General features: G+C 35.6%; 24 protein-coding genes and 1 tRNA gene. 24 read left to right on the top strand and 1 reads right to left on the bottom strand.

From position 1 onward, the window contains the following. Nucleotides 1-8 precede the first annotated feature (8 nt). Genes HMPREF1495_RS08270 through HMPREF1495_RS08230 form a run of 9 tightly spaced genes read left to right on the top strand, consistent with a single transcriptional unit; the run spans nt 9 to nt 4,466 of the window. Nucleotides 9-557 carry a hypothetical protein gene (locus tag HMPREF1495_RS08270; RefSeq protein ID WP_034213701.1) on the top strand — a complete coding sequence of 183 codons (549 nt, stop codon included), beginning with the start codon at nt 9-11 and terminating at the stop codon, nt 555-557. Then, nucleotides 557-1,414 (top strand): DUF2262 domain-containing protein, encoded by an 858-nt coding sequence (locus tag HMPREF1495_RS08265; protein ID WP_034213698.1) that lies wholly within the window; start codon nt 557-559, stop codon nt 1,412-1,414. Before HMPREF1495_RS08270 ends, HMPREF1495_RS08265 begins: the two co-directional genes overlap by 1 nt. An 18-nt stretch (nt 1,415-1,432) precedes the next feature. Further along, complete coding sequence (locus HMPREF1495_RS08260) at nt 1,433-1,867, top strand: GNAT family N-acetyltransferase (RefSeq protein ID WP_034213695.1); 435 nt, start codon at nt 1,433-1,435, stop codon at nt 1,865-1,867. 20 nt (nt 1,868-1,887) lie between these two features. Beyond that, the gene (locus HMPREF1495_RS08255) at nt 1,888-2,391 is read left to right on the top strand and encodes a YfbM family protein (RefSeq protein ID WP_034213692.1); all 504 of its coding nucleotides are present in this window, start codon (nt 1,888-1,890) and stop codon (nt 2,389-2,391) included. Further along, a complete protein-coding gene (locus tag HMPREF1495_RS08250) occupies nt 2,369-2,929 on the top strand; it encodes a hypothetical protein (RefSeq protein WP_034213689.1) in 561 nt (186 codons plus the stop codon). The genes HMPREF1495_RS08255 and HMPREF1495_RS08250 overlap by 23 nt, the downstream gene beginning before the upstream one ends. A 9-nt stretch (nt 2,930-2,938) precedes the next feature. Next, nucleotides 2,939-3,292 (top strand): hypothetical protein, encoded by a 354-nt coding sequence (locus HMPREF1495_RS08245; RefSeq protein WP_034213686.1) that lies wholly within the window; start codon nt 2,939-2,941, stop codon nt 3,290-3,292. Between the two features lie 2 nt (nt 3,293-3,294). After that, nucleotides 3,295-3,534, top strand: coding sequence for a hypothetical protein (locus HMPREF1495_RS08240; RefSeq protein WP_034213683.1), 240 nt, complete (start codon nt 3,295-3,297; stop codon nt 3,532-3,534). 12 nt (nt 3,535-3,546) lie between these two features. Next, on the top strand, nt 3,547-4,038 hold the full coding sequence (locus HMPREF1495_RS08235; RefSeq protein WP_034213681.1) for an SF0329 family protein: 492 nt from the start codon (nt 3,547-3,549) through the stop codon (nt 4,036-4,038). Between the two features lie 17 nt (nt 4,039-4,055). Further along, nucleotides 4,056-4,466 carry a hypothetical protein gene (locus tag HMPREF1495_RS08230; protein WP_034213678.1) on the top strand — a complete coding sequence of 137 codons (411 nt, stop codon included), beginning with the start codon at nt 4,056-4,058 and terminating at the stop codon, nt 4,464-4,466. Nucleotides 4,467-4,494: 28 nt separating this feature from the next. Here the strand turns inward: HMPREF1495_RS08230 and HMPREF1495_RS08225 are convergent, their stop codons facing one another. After that, nucleotides 4,495-5,853, bottom strand: coding sequence for an MATE family efflux transporter (locus HMPREF1495_RS08225; protein ID WP_034213675.1), 1,359 nt, complete (start codon nt 5,851-5,853; stop codon nt 4,495-4,497). 194 nt (nt 5,854-6,047) lie between these two features. Between HMPREF1495_RS08225 and HMPREF1495_RS08220 the strand changes: the two genes are divergently transcribed. The 15 genes from HMPREF1495_RS08220 to HMPREF1495_RS08150 all read left to right on the top strand — a co-directional run bounded on the left by HMPREF1495_RS08220 (nt 6,048) and on the right by HMPREF1495_RS08150 (nt 21,416). Continuing rightward, nucleotides 6,048-6,779 (top strand): TraX family protein, encoded by a 732-nt coding sequence (locus tag HMPREF1495_RS08220; RefSeq protein ID WP_034213672.1) that lies wholly within the window; start codon nt 6,048-6,050, stop codon nt 6,777-6,779. A 48-nt stretch (nt 6,780-6,827) separates the two neighbouring features. Next, nucleotides 6,828-6,901 (top strand) — tRNA-Arg (locus HMPREF1495_RS08215). A 63-nt stretch (nt 6,902-6,964) separates the two neighbouring features. After that, on the top strand, nt 6,965-7,819 hold the full coding sequence (locus HMPREF1495_RS08210) for an energy-coupling factor transporter ATPase (protein ID WP_034213669.1): 855 nt from the start codon (nt 6,965-6,967) through the stop codon (nt 7,817-7,819). A gap of 18 nt (nt 7,820-7,837) precedes the next feature. Beyond that, the gene (locus HMPREF1495_RS08205) at nt 7,838-8,713 is read left to right on the top strand and encodes an energy-coupling factor transporter ATPase (protein WP_034213666.1); all 876 of its coding nucleotides are present in this window, start codon (nt 7,838-7,840) and stop codon (nt 8,711-8,713) included. Beyond that, complete coding sequence (locus tag HMPREF1495_RS08200) at nt 8,706-9,512, top strand: energy-coupling factor transporter transmembrane component T family protein (RefSeq protein ID WP_034213663.1); 807 nt, start codon at nt 8,706-8,708, stop codon at nt 9,510-9,512. The genes HMPREF1495_RS08205 and HMPREF1495_RS08200 overlap by 8 nt, the downstream gene beginning before the upstream one ends. Before the next feature lie 4 nt (nt 9,513-9,516). Further along, nucleotides 9,517-10,254 (top strand): tRNA pseudouridine(38-40) synthase TruA, encoded by a 738-nt coding sequence (truA, locus tag HMPREF1495_RS08195; RefSeq protein ID WP_034213660.1) that lies wholly within the window; start codon nt 9,517-9,519, stop codon nt 10,252-10,254. A 252-nt stretch (nt 10,255-10,506) separates the two neighbouring features. Continuing rightward, nucleotides 10,507-11,070, top strand: a complete 564-nt coding sequence (gene ahpC / locus HMPREF1495_RS08190) for an alkyl hydroperoxide reductase subunit C (protein ID WP_007592352.1) — start codon at nt 10,507-10,509, stop codon at nt 11,068-11,070. A 14-nt stretch (nt 11,071-11,084) separates the two neighbouring features. Next, nucleotides 11,085-12,695 (top strand): FAD-dependent oxidoreductase, encoded by a 1,611-nt coding sequence (locus tag HMPREF1495_RS08185; RefSeq protein WP_034213657.1) that lies wholly within the window; start codon nt 11,085-11,087, stop codon nt 12,693-12,695. Between the two features lie 200 nt (nt 12,696-12,895). Beyond that, the gene (locus tag HMPREF1495_RS08180; protein WP_034213654.1) at nt 12,896-14,506 is read left to right on the top strand and encodes a mannitol dehydrogenase family protein; all 1,611 of its coding nucleotides are present in this window, start codon (nt 12,896-12,898) and stop codon (nt 14,504-14,506) included. 53 nt (nt 14,507-14,559) lie between these two features. After that, the gene (gene uxuA / locus HMPREF1495_RS08175) at nt 14,560-15,627 is read left to right on the top strand and encodes a mannonate dehydratase (protein ID WP_034213652.1); all 1,068 of its coding nucleotides are present in this window, start codon (nt 14,560-14,562) and stop codon (nt 15,625-15,627) included. A 243-nt stretch (nt 15,628-15,870) separates the two neighbouring features. Next, nucleotides 15,871-16,449, top strand: a complete 579-nt coding sequence (locus HMPREF1495_RS08170; RefSeq protein ID WP_034213650.1) for a cell wall-binding protein — start codon at nt 15,871-15,873, stop codon at nt 16,447-16,449. 197 nt (nt 16,450-16,646) lie between these two features. Then, nucleotides 16,647-18,212, top strand: coding sequence for a carbohydrate-binding domain-containing protein (locus HMPREF1495_RS08165; RefSeq protein ID WP_034213648.1), 1,566 nt, complete (start codon nt 16,647-16,649; stop codon nt 18,210-18,212). An 83-nt stretch (nt 18,213-18,295) separates the two neighbouring features. Continuing rightward, on the top strand, nt 18,296-19,225 hold the full coding sequence (locus HMPREF1495_RS08160; RefSeq protein WP_034213646.1) for a tRNA dihydrouridine synthase: 930 nt from the start codon (nt 18,296-18,298) through the stop codon (nt 19,223-19,225). A 179-nt stretch (nt 19,226-19,404) separates the two neighbouring features. Beyond that, on the top strand, nt 19,405-19,857 hold the full coding sequence (locus tag HMPREF1495_RS08155; protein ID WP_034213644.1) for a DUF5684 domain-containing protein: 453 nt from the start codon (nt 19,405-19,407) through the stop codon (nt 19,855-19,857). A gap of 350 nt (nt 19,858-20,207) precedes the next feature. Next, complete coding sequence (locus HMPREF1495_RS08150; protein ID WP_034213642.1) at nt 20,208-21,416, top strand: CaiB/BaiF CoA transferase family protein; 1,209 nt, start codon at nt 20,208-20,210, stop codon at nt 21,414-21,416. Nucleotides 21,417-21,431 lie beyond the last annotated feature (15 nt).

Genomic DNA, 21,431 nt, shown 5'->3' with positions numbered 1-21,431 from the left:
AGAAAAATATGGATTGGGGTAATATGCGAACCGGACTTGAGGCGTTATATTTTCTTGACAATGCCTTGACTGACCCTTCTGAGGAATATCTTAGAATAATTGAAAAAGAAGAAAATGAAGCTTATTTAAAGTATATTGTTGATAACGGCTCAGGCGATACTCTATATGTTATTTTTACAGAAGATATTGTCTTAATAAAGGGATTTGCACATGAAAGCAGTTTGAGTCAGTTTTCTAAAGAGAAGTTTGACAGAAGTGTTATACAAAAGATATATGAAGGTGTTGATGAAAAATATATTTCTCTCTTTGATGACCGGGAAATAGATGAAACAACATTTTTCATTTGGTATGACGGAAAAATTCATCAAAATAAATTGTCTGATGATGACGGAAGCAAATGGATGCTTGGATATATATGTGAAACATATGATGACTTCAAGGAATTTGTAACAGACTACTATGAAATGGATTTTGATGAAAATTTGCTTGAAAAGTTATATACTGAAGGTAAGCTTGATGAGAATGAATTATCACAGCTTATAGGGGGTGAATCTTAATGGAACTCATAGATTATATGAGAAAAAGAAACCAAATGACTGAGAACGAATGGGAAAACTCTTTTGATAAAAAAGAGCAGGAAATTCTTGTACTTAGGCATGAAGGTGATGTCACAAGTAAGAGAAACGGATTTTGGGAAGTGGCGGTTTGTTGCCTGGCCTATATAGATTGTGAAACCGGAGAGCTACATAAAGAAGAATGTAGATTTGTATTTGCAGCAAGTGAAAAAGAGTATGAAAATCATTTGATACCGGAATTTGATGAAGAAACTGTTTATCATTTAAAGGTACGTAGGAAATTACCTGAGGAACTGCCGGAGATTATGATAAAAAGACTTGATTTTCTTTTAGTGGATGTAATAGAAAAAAATGCACAAAGTCCGGAACTTGAAGAAATCCTTGCAGAGTACAAAAAGCCTATAATCATAGAGGATGATATATTGGGTGAGCTTTTGTATGATAGAACTATAAACAGCTTCGAAGGGCATATTCCTTGGCTTGATAAAAATATTGATATTTCCTTGGATGTTGATAAAGACAACAAATCCGGAATCACAAAGGCAAGAAAAGCTATGAAAGAATTGTACTTAAGTGCTGAAAAATGGTATGCAAATATGAGAAAATTTGCAGCAGAAAATCTTATAGATCTTGCAAGAGATTGGTGTGAATCCGAGGAAGAAGCCGGAAAAATTGCAGAAGAGAGCTTTGCAAAGAGAATCGGTATTGAATCAATTTCTATGACATCAGGCGGTTCATTTACAGCGTATTTTAATGATGATGATATTTTCGCAGGGCATTGTATCATTGTGAACGGAAGCTTGAAAAAGGGTATTCAGTATGCAAGAATGGGCGGTTGAGAGGATAGTTTAAAATATATGATAAGAGAAATAAATATATCCGATGCAGAAGATATACAAAAAATATGTAAAACATCATTGGGCTATGATGTTGATATAAGTACAGTTGAGAATCAGATAAAGAAATTGTCATGCGATAATAAAAATCATATCCTGGCAGTATATGAAGATGAGAATACAAAAAAGGTTATCGGATTTGTTCATGCACAGGTGTATGAAAGTGTTTATAGTGATACCGGACTTAATATATTGGGGTTGGCCGTGGATCCTGATTTCCTGGGCAATGGAGTCGGCAAAAAATTAATGCGCCATATCGAAAAATATGCTACTGATAACGGTATTTCATTTATCAGACTTAATTCGGCAAATCATCGTGTAGAAGCACATAAATTCTATGAGAATATAGGATACAAATCCGATAAGTTACAAAAAAGATTTATAAAAATATTTTAAATTTTAAGGAGAAAATAAAAATGGGACTTAGAGCAAACTATCAATATTTAAGTGATGAAGATTTGGAAACACTTAAAAACCTGGACAATGAGGAAGATATCTTTGAAACAGTGGAAGATTGGAATGAGAAGGCGGAAATACTTCTTGATATAGATAAGAACTGGGATCTTCTTCACTATATGTTAACAGGAGTAAGTGCGTCAGACCCTATATGGGAAGATCCTCTCAGTGAAGCTGTAGTTGGTGTAACTTCGATAGAGGGAATAGATGATTTTATAGCCTATACAAAAAAAGACAGAGTTGCTGATATATTAAAAGTACTTGAAGATTTTGATATGGAAACTGCTTTGGAAAGCTTTGGTTTGGAAGAAGGTAAGGAAGCGGAGCTTTATCCGGATATCTGGGATTATGACGATGAAGAAGACGAAATAAAAGAAGATCTTCTTGATTGTTTTGAAAGAATGAAAGATTTTTATAAGGAAGTTTTGGAGGCGGACGGAAATGTCTTGGTTACAATCTATTAAGGATTTAAAATATTTATTGTTTCTTCTTGTACCCGTGGGAATATATCTGATGGTTATCGGCATAAAAAAAGTCAGATTATTTGCTAAGGCTAAGATGATATATGAAATGCCCGTAAGCTTAATAGATGGAAGTTTTAGACTTGAGGATGGCGGTAAATATGATATATGGCTTTCAGGAAAAAAGTATTCAGTATCTCCTATATATAATTTAGATATTAAACTTAAAAATAATGCTACAGGAGAGTTTGTAATATTATATCCGGATTTTTTTAGGACTACGGCAAGCAGTATTAAGGATGTAAGAGTTAAGCTGTATACATTTGGTGCGGAGACCGGAAGTTATAATATCTCATTAACGGACAGAGCGGAAGAAAGAGAGAATATTATAAATAACAGGGGTATTGATTATAAGAAGTTCTCCATACAGATTCGTGAAAATGTTCAAGGTATAACTATATTCTTAGGTGTTTTGGGTATTATACTGGGATTTATGGCTATTGATGTGGGATTGGTATTCCCTCTTTTATATAAATTTTAAGGAGAGAGTATGCAAATAAAAGTCTATATGGGCAGGAGCAGTATGTGTATGGGAGATGATGTAAACGCACCTAATCCTGATACATTTATTTTGCCGGATACCTTGGCAGAGTTTGTAAATATCGTGTATGATAAGTTGCCTTTTGGAAGGTGGGATTGCTATTTGGGAAAATATATAAAGACCGATTCACCTGATTCAGGGCTTGAGGACGGAATATTGGTTTGGAAAATAAAATCCGGAGAGAGCGCACCGATAGTTACAAGGTGTTATGATGAAAATGGAAAGGTTATAATAAAGCATGATGATAACTGGCATGAAGAGATTGTAAACTACCCATATTTGTATTTTTATAAGAAGGACTGACATTGGAGATAGGTAAGACTTATATTGTCAAAAAGAATATTTTTAAATGTAGGGTCGGTCAGATATTTACTCTAAAAAGATGCGGTTACCAAGCTTACTACGGTGAATATAATTTTGTGTTTACAGATATGGAAAATAAAAATATTTGTGTGGTTTTAAGAGGCGATAATAAAGAGGATATGAAAATATATCGTTGCCTAGATGAATATTTTGAGAAGCTTGATGATAACACAAATTTATAGTTTGGAGGCAAAATGTCAACTTGGAGCGGTATAAGAAAACGAATGGAAAGTGAATATCTGGCAGAGAGCCTACGTGGACATATCAGCTATTTTGCGACATCCTATAGCAAATCCCCCGATCATGAAGGAAGAGCTGCTATAAGATATGACGGAAAAGAAGTAATAAAAGGTGGGTATTATCAGAATTGGACAAAAGCGGCATTTTTTCCAAAAGATGAAAAGTATGAAAGACGCATGAGCCAAGAATTTGCCTATATAGATGATACAGCTATAAAACTTGGAGTGTTCGACCAAACATGCTTTTATAGGGCATTTGATGAGTTTGATAACCAAAGTATTGAAAAGAGTCTATGCAGTGAAAATATGCTTGTCAGAATATTTGCTGTTTTGGATAGAAGAGTGGGTAAAAGAAAACTTATATCAATGAAAGAAACTATAGAAAATGAACCCGATACATTTAAAGAGTTTTTTGCCATTCGAATGAATGCAGAGGGTATAGTATAGGCTTTGAAAGGAAATATATGGATTTTATAATAGCCGAAGAGGGTGTACCTGTAAGTGTAGGTGCATATGGAGCAGAAATCGCATATTATGGTAGTGAGATAGTATTAAACTATGAGACGGAGCCGCCGATGGGTGATTTTATTTTTTCAGCTAAGCTTCCACTGTTAGATAAAGAACTACCGTTTTGGATGTATGGAAGAAATCTTGTATTCTTAGACGCATATTATGTGATTGTAGAGAGTGTTAAAAAGAAAACTTGGGATCCTATAACTACTGTAATCGTTGATATTCACAGAGGAAAATATGCAAGTCTTAATCATTGGTATACCGATATATCGGTAGAAGATGAAGTTGTACTTAAAAACAGGTTTGAGAAAAGTACATTTATATTAAAGGATGTAGACGGATTGGAATGGATACAATTATAGTTATAAGGGGCGATTATCGCCCCTTATTTTAAAAATCTCTCGTAATATTTTTCAGCCATTTATAGCTCTTATAATGCTTGTAAACAAAAGGAATCTTTACAAACTCGTCGGTACAAATAAGGAAGTATACCCACATTGGCGGAAGCTTAAGAACAAAAGCAGATATAAAGCCAAGCGGAACCGAATAGCACCACATATCTAATATGTCACAGAAAAATCCCCATTTGGAATCGCCACCGGATCTGAACACACCGCAAATCATTGCCGTATTGAATGCCTGGCCTACTATATAATACATATTTATAAAAAGCATTATGCTTAGATAACTCTGTGCAGTAGGAGTTAAATCAGTCATAGAAAAAAATACAGGTCTTAAAAGGAAAATAACTATTCCACCTAAAATTGCAGATATACTTGTTATTTTCACAAATCGTGAAGAATCGGACTTTATGGTATCGGTATTTCCTGAACCGATTGACTTTCCAAGGATAATTGCTCCTGCATCAGCTATACCAAAACATGCCACGGTACCAAGGTTTCTTGCGACCACAACTACTGCGTTTGCCGCTACTATATCACTGTTTAGATGCCCCATAATAACAGAGTACATTGAAAAGGCCACTCCCCAAACTATCTCATTTCCGAAGGCAGGAAGAGAATATTTCATAAAATCAAAAAATAATATTTTATTTACTTCCAAAACATTCTTTATATGAAAATGAATGGCTTTCGGTATAAAATTATCTATAACACATATTGTAAACTCAACACCTCTTGCAATTACGGTTGCCAGTGCAACACCAATTATTCCAAGTTTTGGTGCCCCGAAGAGACCGAAAATAAAAACAGCATTAAGTATAATATTTAAAATCAGTGCAACGGCATTTGTAACAGTTGAGAAATTAACTCGTTCTATACTTCTCATAGCACATAGATATACTTGAGAGAAACTCATAAATAGATATGAGAAACTTACCATTCTAAGATAAGGTATACCTGCAGTTATCAAGTTTACATCATTTGTAAAAATCCTCATTAAAATATGTGGAAAAAAGAATGCCATAATAAAAAACATACTTGATATAAACATGGACAGCTGCATACCTATGCCCATTATATGTTCAATTGTCTTTGTATCCTTTTTCCCCCAGTATTGTGCGGCAAGCATTATGACACCGGATGAAATACCTGTATATACAAGGTTTAATATAAACATAACCTGATTCGCCAGTGATCCGGCTGAAAGTGCATCTTGTCCTACAAAGCCCAGCATTATTACATCAGCTGAATTTACAGCGGTTGTAACAATATTTTGTAAAACTATCGGAACGGCAAGCCTTAAAATATCTTTATTAAAAGATGAGCTGCCTTTTGTAGCGGTGTACATAATAATCCTCCATACTGATAAATCTCTTATTTAAGAGCGTGATTTTACCATTATATGTGCAGTGTACTTACAAGTCAAATGATTACAAAGAATATGTTAAAATTCATTTTATGAAATATTTATTTTTATATGATATAATAAAATTTCATTAAGTATAATTTGATTTATAAATATATAAAAATATGAGGGAAACTATGGAATTAAATAAACGATTTGAATCTGATAAATTAAAAAGAATTCAAATCTTTTCAGGAGCACAGCTAAAATACATAGCATTTGTTTCAATGCTTATTGATCATATAAACAATGCTCTTATAACACCTTTACTTGACGGAAGCGGATTTTTATTGTACTTGTCAAATATATTCTCGGTATTGGGAAGAATTGCTTTCCCTATTTTTGTGTTTTTTATAGTGGAAGGATTTTATAAAACAAAAAACAGGAAGAAATATCTGCTTACTTTGACAGTGTTCGGAGTGATATCTGAAGTACCATTTGATATGTTTACATCGAAAACATTCTTTAATCCGTATTGGAACAATATGATGTTTACTCTGGCACTATGTCTAATAACTATATGGATAATAGATACCTTAAAAGGGAAGATTAAGGGTAAAGTTTTATGGTATACAGTTTCTATTATAATAGTTATTTTTTCAGGACTGTCGGCAATGGAACTTAGCCTTGACTATGATTACCACGCGGTAGTAGTGGCGTATATTTTCTATATTTTTTATGATAAACCTCTGATTGGAGCGGGGCTTGGATATTTATCTATTATAAAGGAGTTATACTCATGTTTGGGATTTTTTATGACTCTAACCTATAACGGAAAAAGAGGTAAACAATATAAGTGGTTCAATTATCTTTTTTATCCTGTACATATATTCATTTTGGGTATTTTACGTTTTTATTTAAATATTTAAATTCTATTGACAAACACAAAACACTAATGTAGAATATGTACTTGCAATGTGTGTGTAGCTCAGCTGGATAGAGCACTTGGCTACGGACCAAGGTGTCGGGAGTTCGAATCTTCTCACGCACGTTATTAGAACCTCAGCAACCTTGCTGAGGTTTTTGTTTTATAAAAAGTAAGTAAAAGGAAAATATGGGAATAGTAAAAGCAACAAAGCTTATATTTGATTATATAACAAGAGATGAAGCGGACAATGTAGAGGATGTAAAAAGAGCTATCAATAATTTAAATATTGATATTACACAAGGTGATTTTGTGGCGGTTTTAGGACATAACGGCTCGGGAAAATCTACTTTTGCAAAACATTTAAACGGTATATTATTACCTACAGAAGGTACTGTATTTATCTCTGATTTGGATACGGCAAATGATGAAACACTTCTTGATTTGAGAAAGATGGTAGGAATGGTATTCCAAAATCCGGATAATCAGATCATAGGAAATGTAGTGGAAGAAGATGTGGCATTCGGTCCTGAAAATATCGGTATTCCGACAGATGATATGTGGAAGAGGGTAGATGCTGCTCTGGAAGCGGTAGGAATGACTGCTTACAGATATAAATCTCCGAATAAACTTTCAGGCGGACAAAAGCAAAGAGTGGCTATAGCGGGTATTATGGCAATGAAGCCAAAATGTATAGTACTTGATGAGCCGACAGCAATGCTTGATCCAAATGGAAGAAAAGAAGTTATAAAGACGGTTCTTGAATTAAATAAAAAAGAAAAAATCACGGTAATACTGATTACTCACTATATGGAAGAGGTTATAGAAGCCGACAGAGTTATAGTTATGGATGAGGGTAAGATAGTTATGGACGGCACACCTAAAGAGGTCTTCTCACATGTTGAGGAATTAAAGAAACTTCGACTTGACGTACCAAGTACTACAGAGCTTGCATTTGAACTGAAACAATCAGGACTTGATTTACCGGACGGCATACTTACATTGGATGAGCTTGTAGACAGCCTTTTACCGATATTAAAATAAACACATTTGGAGATAATAATGCAAGATAATGTGCAAATAGAAGCAAAGAAATTAAACTTTATATATGGAGAAGGAACCGCATTTGAACAGTACGCCATAAAGGATGTATCATTTACCATCAAAAGGGGTGAGTTTGTAGGTATTATTGGGCATACAGGCTCGGGTAAATCCACTTTGATACAGCATCTGAACGGACTGATTAAGGCGACCTCAGGCGAGCTTTTCTTTAACGGAGAAAATATATATACAGCAAAGTATGATATGAAACTTCTTAGACAAAAGGTAGGTTTGGTTTTCCAATATCCCGAACATCAGCTTTTTGAGGTAGACGTACTTTCAGATGTGGAATTCGGACCGAGAAATCAAAAGCTTCCTGAAGATGTAGTGGAAGCAAGAGCAAAGGAAAGCCTTGCTTTGGTTGGTCTTGATGAAAGTTATTATAAAAAATCACCTTTTGAACTTTCCGGAGGACAAAAAAGAAGAGTAGCCATAGCCGGAGTTTTAGCTATGAATCCGGAAGTGCTTATCTTAGATGAGCCTACAGCAGGACTTGATCCTAAGGGAAGAGATGAGCTCTTTGATGAAATTATAGAATTGAAAAAATCAAGGGATATGACAGTCATTTTAGTTTCACACAGTATGGAGGACGTAGCAAAGTATGTCGACAGATTGCTTGTTATGAATGCCGGTGAGCTTGTTTTAGACGGAACACCTAAGGAAGTTTTCAAGAAGTATAAATATCTTGAGAGCATAGGACTTAGTGCGCCGGGAATAACTTATATAGTGGAGAGACTTAAAAAAGAAGGTGTAGACTTGGGAGACGATATTACCACAATAGAGGAAGCTAGGTATAAAATATTAGAATATATTAAGAGGAAGGATAAAAATGCTTAGAGATATTACATTGGGACAGTATTACCCAATAGATTCTGTAATACATAGACTTGATCCTAGAACAAAGCTTTTTGGAACCATGATTTTTATTGTTTCTCTGTTTATAGCAAATTCATGGCCGGGATACGCGCTGGCAACACTCTTTTTAGTGGTTGCTATTTCGCTTTCAAAGGTTCCTGTGAAATTCATGATAAAGGGTCTGAAAGCTGTCTTAATACTTTTGATTATCAGTGTCAGCTTTAATTTATTTTTGACTGACGGAGAAGTAGTATTCAAACTATGGATAATTAAAATAACTAAAGAAGGTATCAGAATTTCAATATTCATGGGACTGAGATTGATCTTCCTTATAGTGGGATCATCTGTAATGACCTTGACCACGACTCCGAATGCACTTACAGACGGTCTTGAAAAAAGCATGGGCTTTTTGAAAGTTATAAAGATACCTGTACATGAGATATCAATGATGATGTCGATTGCACTTAGATTTATTCCCATATTGATAGAGGAAACGGACAAAATAATGAAGGCTCAGATGGCAAGAGGTGCCGATTTTGAGTCGGGAAATATAATACAAAAAGCAAAGGCAATGGTTCCGCTTTTGGTACCGCTTTTTATTTCTGCAATGAGAAGAGCTACAGATCTTGCTATGGCGATGGAAGCCAGATGTTATCATGGTGGTGAGGGCAGAACCAAGCTGAAGCCTTTAAAATATAAGAAGATTGATATAATTGCATATTTATATTATTTGATATATATGCTTATATGTATTGCTTTGGTTTTTGTTTTTAGGAAGTAGGGTAATGAGAAGAATAAGACTTATAGTATCCTATGACGGTACAAATTACTGTGGCTGGCAAAAGCAGCCTAACGGAATAACTATAGAAGAAGTATTAAATAATGCCATTTCAAAACTTACAGGTGAAGAAACAGAGATAATAGGTGCCTCCAGAACAGACTCGGGAGTACATGCCTATGGAAATGTGGCCGTATTTGATACTAATGCAAGAATGGCGGCAGATAAGTTTGCATTTGCCATAAATCAAAGACTTCCTGATGATATCAGAATACAATATTCCGATGAGGTGGAAGCAGGTTGGCATCCGAGAAAGAATGACTGTATAAAGACATATACCTATAGAATCTTGAATCGAAAAATCGATATACCTACAGAAAGACTTTATGCACATTTTTGCTATTTCAATCTGGATGTTGAGAAGATGAGGGAGGCAAGCGGATACTTTATAGGAACACATGATTTTACAAGCTTTTGTTCACAGAAATCTCAGGCCTCATCATCTGTAAGAACCATCTTTTCTTTGGAAGTGTTACAGGATGAAGATATGATCACTGTTGTAATAAGAGGTGACGGTTTCCTCTACAATATGATTCGTATTATAGCAGGTACTCTTATAAAGGTCGGTATGGGAGTTTATCCGCCAAGTTATATAACAGAGATAATGAAAGCAAAAAACAGAAAACTTGCAGGGCAGACAATGCCCGCAAAGGGGCTTACTTTAGTTGAAATTGAATATATTTAAGCAGGATGCGAGATGATCGCATCCTTTTTTATAATAAAGATATTGTTTGCTTTTTAGTGTAAAATAATTCATAATAATAGGAATTATTATTAGTTAAAACGCCGAAATTACAAAAATGCTATTGTGTATACAATAATTTTATGGTAAATATAATAACAACAGGTTAGGAAAACCTATCATTTACCTTTTGAGTAAAGATATTTCCTATGCTGATTTAGAAAAAAAATATTTTATTTATATAAGGAGGCAGTTATGTCATTAATTAACAAAGAAGTTGGAGAGTTTAGCGTACAGGGATTTCATAAGGGAGATTTCGTTGAAGTATCTAAGAAGGATATCTTAGGAAAGTGGAGTGTATTCTTCTTCTATCCTGCAGATTTCACATTTGTATGTCCTACAGAGCTGGAGGATTTACAGAAGAATTATAAGGAGTTTAAAGAGGCAGGATGTGAGATCTATTCAGTTTCAACAGATACACATTTCACACATAAGGCATGGCATGATCATTCAGAGCGTATCTCAAAGATTGAGTATCCGATGCTTGCAGATCCTACACATGTACTTTCAAGAGATTTTGAAGTATATATCGAGGAGAACGGTTTGGCAGAGAGAGGTTCTTTCATCATCAATCCTGACGGAAAGATTGTTTCTTATGAAGTAAACGCAGGTGGCGTAGGAAGAAACGCTGAAGAGCTTTTAAGAAAGCTTCGTGCTTGCCAGTTCGTTCATGAGCATGGCGATCAGGTTTGCCCTGCTAAGTGGCAGCCGGGTGCTGAGACATTAAAGCCAAGTCTTGATCTTGTAGGTCAGTTATAATATTAGGGGACATTATGAGTAAAAACATGTATGATGCAGTCATTGTGGGCGGAGGTCCTGCAGGTCTGACAGCGGCTATTTATTTAGCCAGAGCATATTATCGTGTACTTGTTATAGAAAAAGAAAAATTTGGCGGTCAGATAACTCTGACCGCTGAAGTTGTAAATTATCCGGGTATAGAGCATATCTCAGGAGCCAAGCTTGGAGAGCAGATGAGAAAACAGGCGGAAAACTTCGGTGCCGAATTCTTACTTGCTACAGTGGACTCCATCGATATGGACGGTGATATCAAGAAGGTCCATACATCAAAGGGAGATATCGAGTGCTTCGGAGTAGTACTTGCAACAGGTGCATCACCAAGAATGATCGGATTTGAAGGTGAGGCAAAGTTTAAGGGTCATGGTGTTGCATATTGTGCTACATGTGACGGAGAATTCTTTAAAGGAAAGGAAGTCTTTGTTGTAGGAGGAGGCTTTGCGGCTGCGGAAGAAAGCGTATTCCTGACAAAGTATGCAAAGCATGTAACCATTCTTATCAGAGAGCCTGACTTTACCTGTGCAAAAACAACAGCACAACATGCATATGATAATGAGAAAATTACCGTACTTACACATACTGAGGTGGTGAAAGTTGAAGGTGGAGACGTACTTGAGAGAATTGTTTATAAGAACAATGAAACAGGTAAAGAAGAAGTATTTGAAGACAAGGAAGGTTTCGGTGTATTCGTATTTGCAGGATATGAGCCGGCAACCTCTTTGGTAAAGGACTTCGGAATACTTGATGAAAGAGGATATGTAATTACAGACGCCTCAAAGAAAACTGCAATTGACGGATTGTATGCGGCCGGAGATGTTTGTATAAAGCCGCTTAGACAGGTTGTAACAACTGTCGGAGATGCAGGTATTGCAGCAACGGAACTTGAAAAGTATATCTCTGTAATGCATAAAAAGACAGGTATCAAGCCGGTAGTTCCTATAAGGCAATCAGGAGCCGGAAAGGGAAGTTTGCCGAAAGAAGAAGTCAAGGAAGAAGGATTATTCTCATCTGATATGCTTGCACAGTTAAATACCGTATTCGGTAAGATGGAAAAAGATATCTTACTTAAGGTATTTGTGAAGGATGATGATGTATCAAAAGAATTGCTTTCATATATGACCGAGCTTGGTAAACTTACAGATAAGATATCTGTTGAAGAGGTTAAAGATGAAACAAAGGCGCCTGTTGTAGAAATACATAGAGACGGAGAGTTCAGCGGTCTGGCTTTCCACGGCGTTCCGGGAGGACATGAATTTACTTCGTTTATTCTCGGTATATACAATGTATCAGGTCCGGGACAGGGCTTAAGTGATGATATAAGAGAAAAGATACTTGAAATCAAAGATAAGGTTACATTTAAGATTTTAGTATCACTTAGCTGTACAATGTGCCCTGACCTTGTTGTAGCGGTTCAAAGAATTGCTTCTCTAAATCCGAATATTGATGCACAAGTTTATGATATAAATCATTTCGGGGATCTCAGAGAAAAATATCATGTAATGAGTGTGCCATGTTTGGTAATGAATGAAGACAAGGTATTTTTCGGTAAGAAGAGCATAGAAGAAGTCCTTGAGTATATAAACAATTAAACATTAAAACTATTGAATTAAGTAGGCTGAACAGTGTTATAAAAGTGAAGTTTTGTAACGGTTCAGCCTTGCTTTTTATATGAAAAAGATGATAAAATATTGAATATCTGACAACGTAAATTGTAATATATTTTAAGGTCGGAGTCGTGGCTTATAAATATCGTTTATAAGCTTTTTAGGTCAAAATGAGGAGAAGAATAATGAAACTCAATCAAAGAAGTATTTTAGAAAATGCAGCAGCTTGGGAAAAACTCGGATACTCTCTACCAAAGTATGACAGAGAGCAGGTGAAAAAGAATACACTTGCAAATCCGAACTGGATACATTTCGGTGCAGGAAACATTTTCAGAGCATTTCAGGCAAATGTTTTAAACAATCTTTTAAATGAAAAGAAAACCGATATAGGTCTTGTTGTTGCTGAAGGATTCGACTACGAAATAATAGATAAGGCATTCAAGTCATTTGACGATCTGACTATATATATGAAACTTTGCTGTAACGGAACGGTTGAGAAGAATATTGTAGGCTCTGTAGTAGAGTCTTTGAGGGTGGATCCTCAAAATTCAGACTATGAAACTTTAAAGGAGCTGTTTAGAAAGCCTTCACTTCAAATGGTAAGTTTTACAATAACCGAAAAAGGTTATGCGGTAGTTGACGGAAACGGAAACACTCCTGCAGGAATAGAGGCGGACTTTAAGGTGGGTCCTGATAAAGCCACAAGTTACATGGGTAAGGTATGTGCCATGCTTTATGAGAGATTTAAGGCGGGTGCTCTTCCTTTAGCCATGGTGAGCATGGATAACTGTTCACATAACGGTGACAAACTTAAGGCTGCTGTGGTAGCATTTGCAAAGAACTGGTGTGATAACAATGTCTGTGATAAAGACTTTTTAGCATATGTGGAAGATGAAAAAAAGGTAAGTTTCCCTTGGTCTATGATTGATAAAATAACACCGAGACCTGCAGAGTCCGTAATGGATATGCTTGTTAAAGACGGTATAGAGGATGTAGACTTTGTAAAAACAAGCAAGAACACATTTGTAGCACCTTTTGTAAATGCGGAAGAGGCTGAATATCTTGTAATAGAGGACAGCTTCCCAAACGGCAGACCTAAGCTTGAAGAAGGTGGAGTAATGTTTACAAAGCGTGAAGTTGTAGACATGGTGGAAAGAATGAAGGTGTGTACCTGCCTTAATCCTCTTCATACGGCACTTGCAATATACGGTTGTATATTGGGATATGAAAAAATCAGCGATGAGATGAAAGATGGCGAGCTTACAAAACTTATAAAGACAATAGGATATAAAGAAGGTCTTCCTGTAGTTACAGATCCGGGAATTATTAATCCTAAAGATTTCATAGATACCGTAGTGGAAGTAAGACTCCCAAATCCGTTTATGCCTGATACACCGCAAAGAATTGCCTGTGATACATCACAAAAGCTTGCAATAAGATTCGGTGAGACAATAAAGGCATATGAAAAGAACGAAAACTTAAAAGTATCAGACCTCCAGCTTATACCTCTTGTATTTGCAGGATGGGCAAGATATCTGATGGGAATAGATGACAATTTAAATAAATTTGAGCTCAGTCCGGATCCTTTACTTGAAAAGGTGGTTCCGATGGTGGCAGATATTAAGATAGGTGATACTGATGTACATTCAAGACTGGAAAAGCTCTTTGGCGATGCTTCCATATTCGGAGTAAACTTATATGAAGCAGGACTTGGTGAGCTTGCAGAAAAATACTTTGTGGAACTTATAGCAGGAAAGGGAGCTGTAAGGGAGACATTGAAGAAATATGTGGGATAATATCAGTGACTTAGGTTACTTATATTTATAGATACTATAGTAAGGAGAAATTTATGCAAATGACTTGGCGATGGTACGGAGAAGGAAATGACTCCGTTACTTTAAAGCAAATCAAGCAGATTCCCGGTGTTGAAGGTATTGTTTGGGCCTTGCACAACAAGGCAGCAGGAGAAGTTTGGGAAGTGGCCGAAATCGAAGAAGTAAGAAAGCAACTGGAACCATATGGCTTTAATATGGATGTGGTTGAATCTGTAAATGTTCACGATGATATAAAGATAGGTTTACCTACAAGAGATGCACTTATAGAAAACTATAAAACAACTCTAAGAAATCTTGCAAAATTCGGTGTAAAGGTTGTATGTTACAACTTTATGCCGGTATTTGACTGGACCAGAACTGATTTACATCATGAGTTGCCTGACGGGTCAAATGCACTTTTCTATGAAAAGAAAGTTATCAGAGAAGATCCTATTGAGATGGCAAGATATATCATAGAAGGATCAAAGGGATATACAATGCCGGGTTGGGAACCTGAAAGACTTGAGCATCTGAAGGAACTCTTTGAGGCATATAAGCCTGTTACCAAAGAAAAGCTTTGGGAAAACTTAAAGTATTTCCTTGAAGCGATAATGCCTACTTGTGAGGAATGTAATATCAAGATGGCTATTCACCAGGATGATCCGCCATGGGATATTTTCGGACTTCCAAGACTTTTGGTTGATGAAGCCGCAATTGATAAGTTTTTAAAGCTTGTAGATAATCCTTATTCAGGTCTTACACTTTGTTCAGGTTCACTTGGTGCAAATGAACATAACAGAGTTGCAGACATAGTCAGAAAGCACTGTGACAGAATCTACTTTGCACATATAAGAAATGTAAAGCATTATGAGGGAGGAGATTTCTCAGAAGTTTCACATAGAGATTGTGACGGAGATGTAGGAATCTTAGATATAATCAAAGCTTATCACGACTGCGGATATACAGGATATATTCGTCCTGACCACGGAAGACATATTTGGGATGAGAAGTGTAGACCGGGATACGGACTGTATGACAGAGCGCTTGGTGTAATGTATATACTAGGTGTATGGGATGCACTTGAAAAATTTGATAAGAAATAAGGTTTTAAGGGGAGGTTATGCCTTCCCTTTTATGTTATGTTAAAACTATTTAAACAATAGAATTTAACATATGTTAATTAATTGTATCAGTAAATATATGTGTTTCATAGATTACATTTGATTATGTAAGAAAGTTGTAATTTTTTAGAAAGGTAATTTACATTGCATTATTTGTTGAATGATGTTATTATCCTAAATGTTTCGTTAAGAAATATTAAATTAATTTGATATATGGAGGGATATATGAAACGTTTAATAGCGACACTTACATTAGGATTAGGTTTAACATTTGGAGCGGTTTTTGCAGCTAATGCAGCTCCATCAACAATTATTATACCGTCAAGAAGTACTGCTGCAGTAGTGGCAACATCATCAACAGCAACACCTTCAACACCATCTGTTGCAACACCTTCAAGTTCAGGAAGAGGAAGAGGCGGTTCTTCATCATCAGGCGGTTCAGGTTCAAGCAACAGAAGAAGCAGCTCGGTATCTACTTTAAGTTCTTCAGCAGGCACATGGGTAAAGGATGCTAAAGGCTGGTGGTTAAACTATGGTGCAGGAAATTATGCAAAGAATACTTGGGTATTCAAGGATTCTAAGTGGTATTATTTCAATGCAGACGGTTATATGTATACTTCATGGTTACATATCAATAACAACTGGTACTACTTACATGATGACGGACATATGAACATCGGTTGGTTACTCACAGAGAATACACATCTTTGGTACTATTTCGATGCTAACGGTGCTATGTGGTACAATGCAACAACTCCTGACGGTTACTATGTAAATAATGACGGAGTTTATGTAGCAAAATAATTCAAGAATTATTCAAGCGGACAGGGATATTGCCTGTCTGCTTTTTTAGTATAATGCTCGCAGAAAACTTTACGTATTCCGTTATGGAAAAGTAAGAAAAACACAAACTTTACACTTGAAGCACACATTTTGAACATATCTTTTGTAGATAATACAGAGCATAAACAACAAACCCCATTTTAGAAACGAGGTACAATATGAAAAAGAATAAAAAGAAAATGTGTGCTTGGCTTATAACTATGGCACTTGGATTAGCAATAGTAGGTTGTTCAAATAACAAGACAACAACTACAACAGAAACTACAATGCAGCAGAGCGAAACTACTGCAACCGATACTTCAAGTATAACAACAGTTGGTGAGTACTCGGATGAAGATCTGGATACTTCATATTCAGACTCAGATACGAAGATTGAACTCAGTGCAGGTAGTGCCGATATAACAGGTGACGGTGCTACATTTGAAGACGGAAATATTAAAATAACAAAGGCGGGTACATATGTTCTCAGCGGAGACTTTGACGGACAGATAATAACTGAAGTCGGTGATGAGGATGTGGTACATCTGGTATTCAACGATGTAAATATTACAAATACCACATCGTCAGCTATTAATGCAGCTACAGGAAAGAAAGTTGTAATTACACTTGTAGACGGAACAACAAATACACTCAGTGACGGAACAAGCTATGAGTATGCAGACGGTGAAGATGAGCCTGATGCAACACTTTTTGTTAAAAACAATTTAACTATTAACGGAAACGGAAGCCTAAACATTGATTCTAATTATGCAGCGGCAATAAAATCTAAAGACAACCTTATTATACTTGGAGGAAATATCACTATTGATTCTGTAGATAAGGCTATAAAGGGTAAAGATTCTGTTACTATTGAAAATGCAAATATAAATATAAATGCGGAAGATGACGGAATCACAACAGACGGAGCGCTGGTAATAAACAGTGGAAATATTAATATAGAGAAGGCCGGAGAAGGTCTTGAGGCTGTTACTATTGATATTAACGGTGGAAATATTGATATTGTTGCAACAGATGACGGTCTTAATGCAAGGGGACTTATCGATGACAGTGCCTCAGACGCCGAGAAGGAAGCATATGGAGAGGAAAACCAGGCTGATACGTACTTAAAGATCACAGGCGGTGTGGTGAATGTAGATGCAGGAGCAGACGGTATTGATTCAAACGGTCAGGTATATATTGAAGGAGGAACTGTATATATATCAGGAGCTACTTCAGGTCCGGACGTTGCACTTGATTACAACGGTGAAGCAACTATTTCAAGCGGTACATTTGTAAGTACAGGTGTTCAGGAGATGTCACAGACATTTTCAAGCAATTCAACACAGAACTTTATAACTGCTTACTATTCAAGTACTCTTGAGGCAGGAACGGAGATAAAGGTAACCGATAAGAGCGGTAATGTCATTGTAAGTTATACGGCAGCCAAGTCATTCAGTTTTGCGGTTATATCTTCAGATAAGTTAACCACAGGAGAGACATATACAGTAACTGCAGGAGATAACAGTGATGAGGTAACTATAACAGCAGGTGGAAATACTATCGGTGAAAGCACCGGTGGAGGACCTGGAGGTCAAGGAGGCATGGGTGCCCCTGATGGAAACGGAGGTCCGGGAGGAAATCCTCCTACAGGAGAGCCGCCACAAAAGCCTACCGATGCAAACGGAAATGAACTTGAAATGCCGGAGTCGCCAAGCAGTGATTCATCACAGACAGAAAAAAATTAAAAATTATATTTGATAAATGCATATAAAATGATAAACTTAGATAGAGGGTTGTTTGCCCTCTATTTTTTGATTTGAGGAGATTTATGGAGATATACATGGCACCTATGGAGGGTGTGACAAATTATGTTTTCAGAAAGGTATATATAAAGCATTTTAGCGGAGTGGACAAATTTTTTACACCTTTCATTACACCGCATATGAAAAAAGGGTTTTCAAAATCCGAATTGATGGAATTAAATACAGAGTACAATAAGGGACAATATTTGATACCGCAAATCCTTACAAACAGTGCAGAAGATTTTTTAAAGCTGGTAGATGAAATAGAAGAGATGGGTTATAGTGAATTCAATATAAATCTCGGCTGTCCGTCAGGCACTGTAACATCAAAGGGACGCGGCTCAGGTTTTTTACAGAACCCTGAAGTGTTAGACAGATTCTTTTATGAAATATTTGAAAAGAAAAACAATATAACAATTTCTGTAAAAACAAGAATAGGTTTTTCGGATTATGGAGAGTGGGATGATTTACTGAAAGTATATGAAAAATATGATTTTAATGAAATAATAATTCATCCGAGACTACGAAGTGATTTTTATAAAAATAATATACACTTACCTTCATTTACACAAGCGTGTAATACTTTGGAACAGAATATTATATATAACGGTGATATAAAGACATTAGACGATATCAATGTTTTGAAAACAAAAATTTTTGATGAGAAGGTTACAGGAATTATGATTGGAAGAGGTTTGGTAAGAAATCCTCTACTGGCCGAGTCCATAAAGGAAAATAAAGAAAACATCTGTATTGAAAGGACGGTAGCATTTTTGGATGATATAGTTGAAGAGTATATGTCTTTGGATTTCGGAGAAAGAAATACTTTGTTTAAACTCAAAGAAATCTGGGGAATGATACTTGGTGATGATGACAGATATGCTAAAATACTGAAAAAGATAAGAAAATCCGGTGGACTGAAAGAATATAAAATGGCTGTAAATGAATTATATTAAAGTGAAGCCCGAATTAAAAATAAAATTATTTATGAATAAGGATAATGTTATAAAAAAGTAAGAAAATTTAGAATATAAATTTGTTGCAGAATAATAAAAAGTACTATATACTTTAAAAAGTATTGATAAAAACTTAATGCGTTTTATCACTACAAGAAACTGTTTTAGGAGGCAAAATTATGGGTATATTGCAGTTCTTTGTTAATTGTTTTTCGTTTATTCTCTACGTACTTGCAGTTGTAGGAATGTTCAAGGTCTTTGAGAAGATGAATATTGAAGGATGGAAATCAATTATTCCATTTTATAATGATTATCTTTACGCAGGAAAGACATGGGATCAGAAATACATTATTTATTTATGGTGTGCGTTCATTCTTTCAAGAATAGTAGCATTGATAGCAGGTGTAGGCGGATTTATCGGTTTCTTATTCGGTTTGGTAAGCTTTGCATTTTTGGTAGTATTCATTGTTGCAAGAGCAAGATTCTGCTATTGGAAAGCAAAAGCTTTCGGATATGATGTAGGATTCGCAATAGGCTTATTCTTTTTACCGTTCGTATGTGAGATTATTCTTGGCTTCGGTGATGCACAGTATCAGGGAAATGTATTCACAGAGAGTGGATCACAGTATTAAAGTTAAATATTTACTACTATATAAAAGAGGGTTTTATCCCTCTTTTTTTATTTATATATTTTCGATATAAAAATATATAAAAGCTTTGAATGAGGTATCAAAATACTTAAATATATAGACTAATAATTAAAAGATAATATATGCGAATTCATAATAAACAATGTAAAAAAGAAAAACTAACCTTTGAAAAATTATATATAATTTATTGTGGCATTGAATAAAATTTTACAAAAATAGTAAAATATAGATTATATTATATCAATATATATATTACTTGACGATAATTATCTTTGGATATATAATAAATTTAAGTACAATTTTCACATATTTATATAAGGAGGATTTGAAATATGGGTAAAAGAAAGTTGTTAGAAGGCATACGAGTCATTGAATATGCGAATTTTGTTGCAGGACCTATAAGTGGTAGAGTTTTAGCAGATTGGGGTGCAGAAGTAATAAAAATTGAACCTGCATTTGGAGATATGACTAGAGCCGTAGGAATGCAATGGAATTTTCCTACCGGAGAAGATGAATGTCCACTGTTTGAGATGGAAAACTCCGGAAAGAAGGGTATTGTAGTTGACACAGGAACACCTGAGGGAGTCGAGATAATATACAAATTACTTGAATCAGCTGATATTTTCTTGACTAATACTCGAGAAAAAGCTTTGGTTAAAAGTGGTTTGGATTATGAGAGTGTTCACAAGAGACTTCCGCATGTTATATATGCTCATTTGTTAGGATATGGTGAAAAAGGTCCTGCAAAGGATAATCCGGCATTTGATTACACAGCATATTTTGCTAGAGGTGGAGTGGCTGCAAGTCTTATGGAGAAAGATACATCTCCATGTAATTCAGCGGCGGCATTAGGCGATCATTATGCCGGAATGAACCTTACAGCAGGTATACTGGCTGCTCTGTATAATAAAGGTCAGACAGGAGAAGGCGAAAAAGTAACAGTGTCTTTATTCCATACAGCTGTATTTGGATTAGGCTTATATGTTAATGCGGCACAGTATGGATATAATATGCCGATAACACGTAAGAATCCTCCAAATCCACTTAATACTACATATAAGTGTTCTGATGGAAATTGGTTACAATTGGCATTTTTCCAATACGACAAGTGGTTCCCGGGATTTTGCGATATAGTAATAGAACGTCCTGATTTAAAGGATTCTAAATATAGCACAATGAAAAGTGTTGTAAATTATATTGAAGAATTTGTAGATATGATGGAAGTTGAATTTGCAAAACGTCCTATCAATGAATGGTGTGAGAGATTACAAAAAGCGGGTATTCCATTTGAAAAGTTACAGACTCCTGTTGATATTGCGAATGATATGCAGTGTTGGGATAATGACTTCTTGATTAAAATAAAATACAGAAATGGAAATGAAAGAACTATGTTCACAAATCCTGTACAATTCCCAAAGAGAGAAAGGGAAGAATACAAGCTTTCACCTTTACTTGGAGAACATACAGTAGAAGTATTAAAAGAAGCAGGATACAGTGATGATGAGCTTAACAAACTCAGAGAAAACAAAGTTATAAATTAATCATAATTAATGAGG

The organism is Lachnoanaerobaculum sp. MSX33 (genome assembly GCF_000512995.1).
Taxonomy (GTDB): Bacteria; Bacillota; Clostridia; order Lachnospirales; family Lachnospiraceae; genus Lachnoanaerobaculum.
The sequence above is the reverse complement of the archived record's forward strand: the minus strand, read 5'-3'. Positions and strand labels throughout refer to the sequence as shown.